General features: G+C 64.0%; 1 protein-coding gene. It reads left to right on the plus strand.

The features are described from left to right. On the plus strand, positions 1-481 hold a 481-nt coding region (locus DI276_RS27705; RefSeq protein WP_157984982.1), incomplete at both ends, for a carbohydrate ABC transporter permease.

Consider the following 481-nt stretch of genomic DNA (forward strand, 5'->3'; position numbering starts at 1 on the left):
ACTGGTCAACGATGTCCTGGGCGTGCTGGGAATCAGCCCGATCGACTGGCAGGCCAGCACGTTCGGCAGCCACGTCGCGATCGCGTCGATGGTCAACTGGCGGTGGACCGGCTACAACGCCCTGATCGTCCTCGCCGCCATGCAAGCCATCCCGCGTGAGGTGCACGAGGCCGCGTTGGTGGACGGTGCGAGCGCGTTGCGGCGGTTCTTCAGCATCACATTGCCCATGTTGAAGCCGACGCTGATCTTCGTGATCGTCACCTCGACCATCGGCGGGTTGCAGATCTTCACCGAACCCAAGCTGTTCGAGCCCTCCGGCGGTAGTGGTGGTGGCGCGGAGCACCAGTACCAGACCGTCGTGCTCTACCTCTACCAATCCGCGTTCCAGGGCCTCGATCTCGGGTACGCGTCCGCGATCGCGTGGGTGCTGTTCCTGATCGTGATCGCCGTGGCGGGACTGAACTTCTGGCTCACGAGGAGG

Source organism: Lentzea terrae, from assembly GCF_003265345.1.
Taxonomy (GTDB): Bacteria; Actinomycetota; Actinomycetes; order Mycobacteriales; family Pseudonocardiaceae; genus Lentzea; species Lentzea terrae.